Annotated in this window: 10 protein-coding genes; 5 read left to right on the top strand and 5 right to left on the bottom strand. The window is 45.4% G+C overall.

The features are described 5' to 3' along the window. Nucleotides 1-190: 190 nt before the first annotated feature. On the bottom strand, nt 191-1,111 hold the full coding sequence (locus tag ACI35L_RS12495; protein WP_049670492.1) for an aldo/keto reductase: 921 nt from the start codon (nt 1,109-1,111) through the stop codon (nt 191-193). A 58-nt stretch (nt 1,112-1,169) separates the two neighbouring features. Then, nucleotides 1,170-1,304 carry a Z-ring formation inhibitor MciZ gene (gene mciZ / locus ACI35L_RS12490; RefSeq protein ID WP_082197061.1) on the bottom strand — a complete coding sequence of 45 codons (135 nt, stop codon included), beginning with the start codon at nt 1,302-1,304 and terminating at the stop codon, nt 1,170-1,172. Nucleotides 1,305-1,385: 81 nt separating this feature from the next. Between mciZ and ACI35L_RS12485 the strand changes: the two genes are divergently transcribed. The 3 genes from ACI35L_RS12485 to ACI35L_RS12475 are packed head-to-tail and all read left to right on the top strand — an operon-like array spanning nt 1,386 to nt 3,643. Then, nucleotides 1,386-1,937: an NUDIX domain-containing protein gene (locus ACI35L_RS12485; RefSeq protein WP_049670493.1), complete on the top strand. Its 552-nt coding sequence runs from the start codon at nt 1,386-1,388 to the stop codon at nt 1,935-1,937. Then, the gene (locus tag ACI35L_RS12480; RefSeq protein WP_439803024.1) at nt 1,937-3,112 is read left to right on the top strand and encodes a TIGR00375 family protein; all 1,176 of its coding nucleotides are present in this window, start codon (nt 1,937-1,939) and stop codon (nt 3,110-3,112) included. The genes ACI35L_RS12485 and ACI35L_RS12480 overlap by 1 nt, the downstream gene beginning before the upstream one ends. Nucleotides 3,113-3,166: 54 nt before the next feature. Then, a complete protein-coding gene (locus tag ACI35L_RS12475; RefSeq protein WP_439803023.1) occupies nt 3,167-3,643 on the top strand; it encodes an 8-oxo-dGTP diphosphatase in 477 nt (158 codons plus the stop codon). Nucleotides 3,644-3,719: 76 nt separating this feature from the next. Here the strand turns inward: ACI35L_RS12475 and ACI35L_RS12470 are convergent, their stop codons facing one another. Together ACI35L_RS12470 and ACI35L_RS12465 are read right to left on the bottom strand one after the other, a co-directional pair. Continuing rightward, nucleotides 3,720-4,175 (bottom strand): hypothetical protein, encoded by a 456-nt coding sequence (locus ACI35L_RS12470; RefSeq protein WP_439803022.1) that lies wholly within the window; start codon nt 4,173-4,175, stop codon nt 3,720-3,722. An 88-nt stretch (nt 4,176-4,263) separates the two neighbouring features. Further along, nucleotides 4,264-4,770 (bottom strand): GNAT family N-acetyltransferase, encoded by a 507-nt coding sequence (locus ACI35L_RS12465; protein ID WP_439803021.1) that lies wholly within the window; start codon nt 4,768-4,770, stop codon nt 4,264-4,266. A 155-nt stretch (nt 4,771-4,925) separates the two neighbouring features. On the opposite strand from ACI35L_RS12465, the gene ACI35L_RS12460 reads away from it, so the two are divergent. Together ACI35L_RS12460 and ACI35L_RS12455 are read left to right on the top strand one after the other, a co-directional pair. Then, the gene (locus tag ACI35L_RS12460; protein WP_439803020.1) at nt 4,926-5,303 is read left to right on the top strand and encodes a VOC family protein; all 378 of its coding nucleotides are present in this window, start codon (nt 4,926-4,928) and stop codon (nt 5,301-5,303) included. A gap of 19 nt (nt 5,304-5,322) precedes the next feature. Next, nucleotides 5,323-5,853 carry a dihydrofolate reductase family protein gene (locus ACI35L_RS12455; protein WP_049670498.1) on the top strand — a complete coding sequence of 177 codons (531 nt, stop codon included), beginning with the start codon at nt 5,323-5,325 and terminating at the stop codon, nt 5,851-5,853. Nucleotides 5,854-5,883: 30 nt separating this feature from the next. Here the strand turns inward: ACI35L_RS12455 and ACI35L_RS12450 are convergent, their stop codons facing one another. After that, nucleotides 5,884-6,444 (bottom strand): GNAT family N-acetyltransferase, encoded by a 561-nt coding sequence (locus tag ACI35L_RS12450; RefSeq protein ID WP_439803019.1) that lies wholly within the window; start codon nt 6,442-6,444, stop codon nt 5,884-5,886. Nucleotides 6,445-6,588 lie beyond the last annotated feature (144 nt).

Below are 6,588 nucleotides of genomic sequence, written 5' to 3'. Positions count from 1 at the left end.
GATTATTTCTATCAGGATTTGCATCGGGAGGATTTCGACTGGCTGTTTTATGTATAAATAAGAGGCTGGGACAATAAAAAGCCAAACTATTATAGGTGCTGTTTAAGCATGATTCATAATAGTTCGGCTTTTTTTAGTTGGTTTAATGTTTTGGACACAGCAAATTTAGTTATGTTCCAGCCTCTGCGTATCAGACGCGATGGGCTTCATATTTGCTCATCTTTGTAAGGGAGCGGAGCAGACCAATTTCTTTCTCGCTCAATGGTTTGCTTTTAATGGCGGCCGCATTTTCACAGAGCTGTTCTGGACTGCTGGCCCCAGGGATGACGGCTGCGACCGCTGGTGAAGAGAGCACGTACTGGAAGGCAATCTCGTTCATCGTGCGCTCTGCCAGTGTTTCTTTAATGGATGAAAGAAGCTCCTCAAGCTCTTGATAAGAATAATCAAGATAGCCTTCTTCACGCACTTTAGAAGAGGCCTTGGCGAGCATTTTCTCGGATAAAAGTCCCTTGGCAAGCGGACCTCTAGCAATCACGCTGACATGATGCTCCTCGAGCAGTGAGAACCATTCCTCCGGTCGCCTGTCAAGAAGGCTGTATTGCATCATGTTTGAGACGATGCCGGAACGTTGTACATATTCGTGAATGACATTCGGGCGAATGGAGGAAATGCCGTATGCCCGAATGAGTCCCTCCTGCTTTAATTCCTCGAATGCTTCAATCGTTTCATCGATTGGGTCATCTAATGTTCCCCCGTGAAGCTGGTACAGATCGATATAATCGGTTTGCAGCCGGCGGAGGCTGTCCTTGACCGCTTGTTTAATATAGGCTTTTGAAGGATCCCAGCTCCAGCTTGTTTTTTCCTCGTTCCAGCGGTTTCCGGCTTTTGTCGCGAGGATGATATCATTTCGGTGCGGCTTTAAGACCTTACCGACGATTTCCTCGTTGACACCAAAATCATACAGGTCAGCTGTGTCGAAATAATTAATGCCTGAATCAAGCGCCTCGCTGAGAATGGAGGCAGCTTTCTTTTCGTCTGTTCCAAGTGACATGCAGCCAAGTCCCATTTCAGAGACATATAGGCCGGATTGACCCAATTGCCGTTTATTCATGAAATCACTCCTTCAATCGTTGTCATTGCTTCTATTGTAACGAAAGGAGTGCGATCCGTCATTTTATACGTTGAGCATCGCGTATCATGTCAAGAACATAGACATATTTCTGGCTGTATTCCCGCAGCTTTGCCCGTACCTCCCAGGCTTTCCCGCTCATAATTATTTGATTTCCACTAATTTTCACTCTCATTGTCCCACCCCTTTGGACATGCTATATGGTAGAATATATGAACAAATGCACTTGTTAGACCAAAAAGGAGAGAGAATCAGTATGTACAAATATGAAGAAAAAACCGTCAGCACAAAGCCAATCTTCAAGGGACGCATCTTGGATGTCCGTGTCGATGAGGTCCTTTTGCCAAATGGCAAGACTTCTACGAGAGAATTAATTAAGCATCCAGGGGCTGTGGCGATTATCATGGTGACGGATGACAATAAAATTGTTCTAGTAGAGCAATACCGTAAGCCAATGGAAAAACCGCTTGTGGAAATCCCGGCCGGAAAATTAGATGAGGGTGAAGAGCCGCTCGCTTGTGCGATGCGCGAGATGGAAGAGGAGACCGGCTATGAGTGTGAATCCATGGATAAGCTGATTTCCCTGTACACATCCCCTGGATTTGCGGATGAAATTATACATATTTATGTGGCGAAGGGCTTGAAGAAGAAAGAGAATGCAAAGGGCCTTGATGAAGATGAATTCGTAGACTTGATGGAGGTTACGCTTGAGGAGGCGCTTGAGCTCATTAAGGAAGAGAGAATTCAAGACGCGAAGACGGCGTACGCTATTCAATACTTGCAATTGCAAGAGGCGCTATCGAAGTAATGAACATTTATTACGGGGATTTTCACATACATGTGGGGAGAACGATGAGCGGCCGTCCGGTTAAAATCACTGGTGCACGCTCGTTAACGATTGAAAGCATCTTGGATTATGCGGCTAACAAGAAGGGGCTTGATATGGTCGGGGTAATTGATTGCCATGTTCCGGAGGTCATTGAAGAGCTGAGACTGCTTATTCAAAAAGGGGAATTGGCTGAGCTTCCAGAAGGAGGCCTGCGCTATAAGGACGGAACGGTATTAATTCCGGGAAGCGAGATTGAAATCAATGATGAACATTGCAAGGGGCCGGTTCATGTGCTTGCCTTCTTCTCGAATCTGGCACAAATGGAGCTTTTCTCGAACTGGTTCTCTGAGAGAGTGAAGAACATTACGCTCAGCTCGCAGCGAATCTATGAGCGGGGAACCGTCCTGCAGGAGAAGGTGAAAGAGCTCGGCGGCCTGTTCATCCCAGCTCATATCTTCACGCCGCATAAAAGCATGTTCGGTAAAGGTGTCCATCAATCACTCACAGAGATCTTTCGTCCTGAACTTATTGATGCGGTTGAATTAGGCCTTAGCGCAGATACGGCTATGGCCTCCCATTTAAGTGAGCTTGATGCCTATCCTTTCTTGACGAATAGTGATGCCCATTCCTTGCCGAAGCTTGCACGGGAATATCAGCAGCTGCTCTTGGAAAAGCCAAGCTTTGACGAATGGGTAAAGGCGCTTCGCGGGGAAGATGGCCGCAGGATTGTTGCTAACTACGGATTGAATCCTTATCTCGGGAAATACCATGAAACGGTTTGCGAGAATTGCGGGGAAACGCTTGAAGCCTATCAGGCTAGATGCCCGTATTGCGGCTCCACGCAAGTGACAAAAGGGGTGGCTGAGCGGATTCAGGAGCTTTCGGACCGAGATGGGGAGGAGGCTGCAGTAAATCGGCCGCCTTATATTCATCACATCCCGCTTGAATTCCTGCCAGGACTTGGGCCGAAAACGCTGGATAAGCTCATTGCCCGCTTTGGGTCAGAAATGGCAGTCATCCATGAAGCCGCCTTTGAGGAGCTGTCAGAGGTCGTGCCGGAGAAGATAGCCAGGCTGATTCAGCAGGCAAGGGAAGGCCGTCTCGCTTTGCAAAAAGGCGGTGGCGGTATATACGGTAAAGTGATTCATGAATAACGAATGCTTTGGAGGTTCAATTCTTTTGGATTGAACCTTTTTTATGTAAAGGGGATGTATGGGGTGGAGATAAATGTTCAATTCTGGACGGTCTGCATGGTTCAAAAGGGAGACTATGTGTTGCTGCTCGACAGGCAGCATGATGATTTTAAAGGGTTTATCCCTCCGGGTGGGAAAGTAGAGTTTCCTGAAAGCTTAACAGAAGCAGCCATTCGAGAGGTGAAGGAAGAAACGGGGCTGGAAGTGAGCCATCTCCAATACAAAGGGATCTATGAGTACGTGAATCCAGCAAAAAATGATCGGTACATGATTTTCAACTATTTAACGAAGAACTATAGCGGGACACTTCTGAAAGATTCGCGCGAAGGCAAGCCGGTTTGGATTCACAAGGATGAAGCGGTCAATCTCCCGATGCAGCCCTCAATCAAAAGGCGATTCCCTTTGTTTTTTGAAGATGGAACCTTTGAAATTCATGTGGTTTGGGATGAGGAGAAGAATCAAGAAGGCAGTGTAAGCATAAAGAAAACATGAATCTCAATGATTAGATTTATGAACATACCTTTTCATGCGGATTCTGCTGACTTTTTCAGTTTTTATGGATCTAGCATTAGTCATATTTCACAATAGTGGTTACCCCAAATTCCGTAACGATTGTTCGATGGCTGAGTTCTTCTGCCCATTTTTTAGCGTTAAGCTGATACGTTCCAAATTGATTTTGGTAGGTGTATTGGCCAATGTTGATTAATATTGGCTCTGGTTTTTCAAGAACACGCTGGATAGATTCTTCATACCAATGCTGAACAGGTATCTCATATAGCTCGAAAACATCGCCTAGCTCCATGTATTTTTCTAAATAAACGAAGAAATAGGGCTGATCCAGACCATGAGCCTCGTATATATAAGGCATGGTGATAATGGGCTTCAGAATATCGTACCAGTATTCATCTGTATCGTGCACGGAAAAATACATATCTGAATCATACGAATCTTTATCATTATATTCCGCTATTTCCTCAAGGATATTTAATGGCCTGGACGAGGCTAAAAATTGAATGCGTGACATTGAACAAACCTCCATTCAATTCTCTAAGGTCATTATACTAGATTTGCTTGCACAGAGCCTGCTATTAAAATAGGCAAAAGGAGCCTTACTACAGCTCCTTTTCCACAACTTGATCATCTTGAATGATGAGGCCTTTATGTATACCCTCTTTCAGCAATTGCCAATAAATCATTCCATTTGCCTCATAGATTTTTTCCATCCCAAGCTTTTCAAGTACCCGAATGGAAGCGAGGTTGTCATTAGCTGTTTCGGCAACGAGAAATTGAACTTCATTCGTTTTGAATGCCCAATCAATCAGGGCACGGGCAGATTCGGTCGCAAAACCTTGATTCCGGTATTCTTCAACAAAGCCATAGCCAATTTCGGCCATACGTTCTTCAGCTGGGCGTCCCTTGAATCCAATATCTCCAATGATTTGGCCGTTCTCTTTCAGCATGACAAACCATGGCCCCCAATTCTGCTGGCTTTGGTCCTTTTCCAGCTCTCCTAAGTATAAGTCGATATGTGAACCGCTGTTGTACCCTTGCTTCAAAGCCGTTTCGTTCATTTGGACAGAAACGGGTTTGAGGATGAGTCTTTCCGTCTCTATTCTCATGATTTCGCCTCCTTTATAAATGATGACGATGATTCGAAATTTATGACTATTATACCATTTTTCTATGATCAGATTGCATGTCGTTTAGAGGAGGAAATATCCGATATTGGTAGAACAGTATAAGAGTATGATAGAAATGAAATGAGGGGATTTCTTTGAAGGAATTTGTCATTGAAAAGATGAATATGATCGTCGTGCATGTAAAGGAATTGGAGCGTTCCATCCGTTTCTACCGGGATGTACTTGGCCTTGCGCTGGAACAGGAGGAGGAAGGGATGGCCTATTTCTCGATTGGGACAGGAAAAGAAAGGGTAAGCTTGATGCTGCATAGCACAGCCGAGCCCGAGCCGGCAGACTATGGAATCGGATTGGATTTTCAGGTGGATGATGCTGAGGCAGCTATAGCGGCTATCAGAGGGTTAGGTGGAAGGATTGTACAAGAGCCGATCATTCGTGAATGGGGCGTAAAGGAAGCAGTGATTGCTGACCCGGATGGATATAAGCTCTGGGTGGTTGAGCCGATGAGTTCATAATGACAAGGAGGATACATAATTGAAAGAAAAACGAAAATGCACCGTATTTATTGCGACAAGCTTGGACGGCTATATTACAGGAGAGAATGAATCTTTAGAATGGCTCTTTCAGGTGGAAGGTGAAGGGGATAATGGAATCGGTGAATTCTACGATACTGTGGATACGATTCTCATGGGCAGGAAAACGTACGACTGGATCATGAAGTATGAGAAGGAAGAATTTCCTTATAAGGGCAAGGACTGCTTTGTGTTTACGCGTTCTGCTAAAGCAAATACGGAATACGTGAACTTTGTGAATGAACCGCCTGCTCAGCTGGTCAAGAAGCTGAAGGGTGAGGAGGGAAAAGTCATTTGGCTCATGGGAGGCGGAGAGCTGCTGCATGATTTCTTGAAGGAGAATCTTGTGGATGAGCTCATCTTGACCATTGCTCCTGTCATACTTGGAAAGGGGACGCCGCTTTTTGGAAAAGGTGATGTAGAAACGGCTCTTGTCCTGAAGCGAGTAAGACCGTTCAATCAATTTGTGGAGCTTTCCTACGAGGTTAAATAAAGAATGGGCGCTATGAGAGCGCCCAGTGATCTAACGGATTTTGGAATAAACGCATGTGCTCCTAAGGGCGGTGCCTGGCGAATCATAGCTGTCATGACGCAGGATTCCCTCAAGGGTAAATCCGTTATTTTCTGGAATGCGGCGGGATGCCGTGTTCTCTGTATCCACTCGAATCTCAATCCGATTGGCGTTCAGTTCATCAAAGGCAAAGCGGGTGAGCAGATTGACAGCTTCTGTTACATAGCCGTTCTTTGCATAGCGGCTATCTACCCAATAGCCTATTTCAAACTTCCGCGTATCCCAGTCAATGCGGTGCAGGCCTGTTGAGCCAAGGAAGGCGTCGTCTGCTTTTCGCATAATATTGAGCCTGAGGTCCTTACGCAGGATGAAGTTGGCAAATGATTCGCGGACATTGGCTTCTGTCAATTCCTCCGCCTGTGTCATATTTGCCCATGGCATCCAAGGCTTCAGCTCATCCAGCGATGCCATCACGGCCTCATAGATCATAGGGCCGTCGCCCGGCTTGCATGTGCGAAGATAGATTCGCTCTCCTTCTATTCTTTCTGGAATGTCCACTAAGATTGGATTCATTTTTTTCTCCCCCTGCTCGTGCCGGCATTACCCGGCATAATTCGTAAAAGTAAACAGATTATACCATATATTCTGACTACTATCTTTTAAAATTTACTAGAATACATAGCCTTCTAAAAACATAGAATCTAGTAATCGAGCGAA

The sequence above is a fragment of the Pradoshia sp. genome (assembly GCF_051873915.1).
Classification (GTDB): Bacteria; Bacillota; Bacilli; order Bacillales; family Pradoshiaceae; genus Pradoshia.
This window is presented reverse-complemented; position numbering and strand designations above follow the sequence as displayed.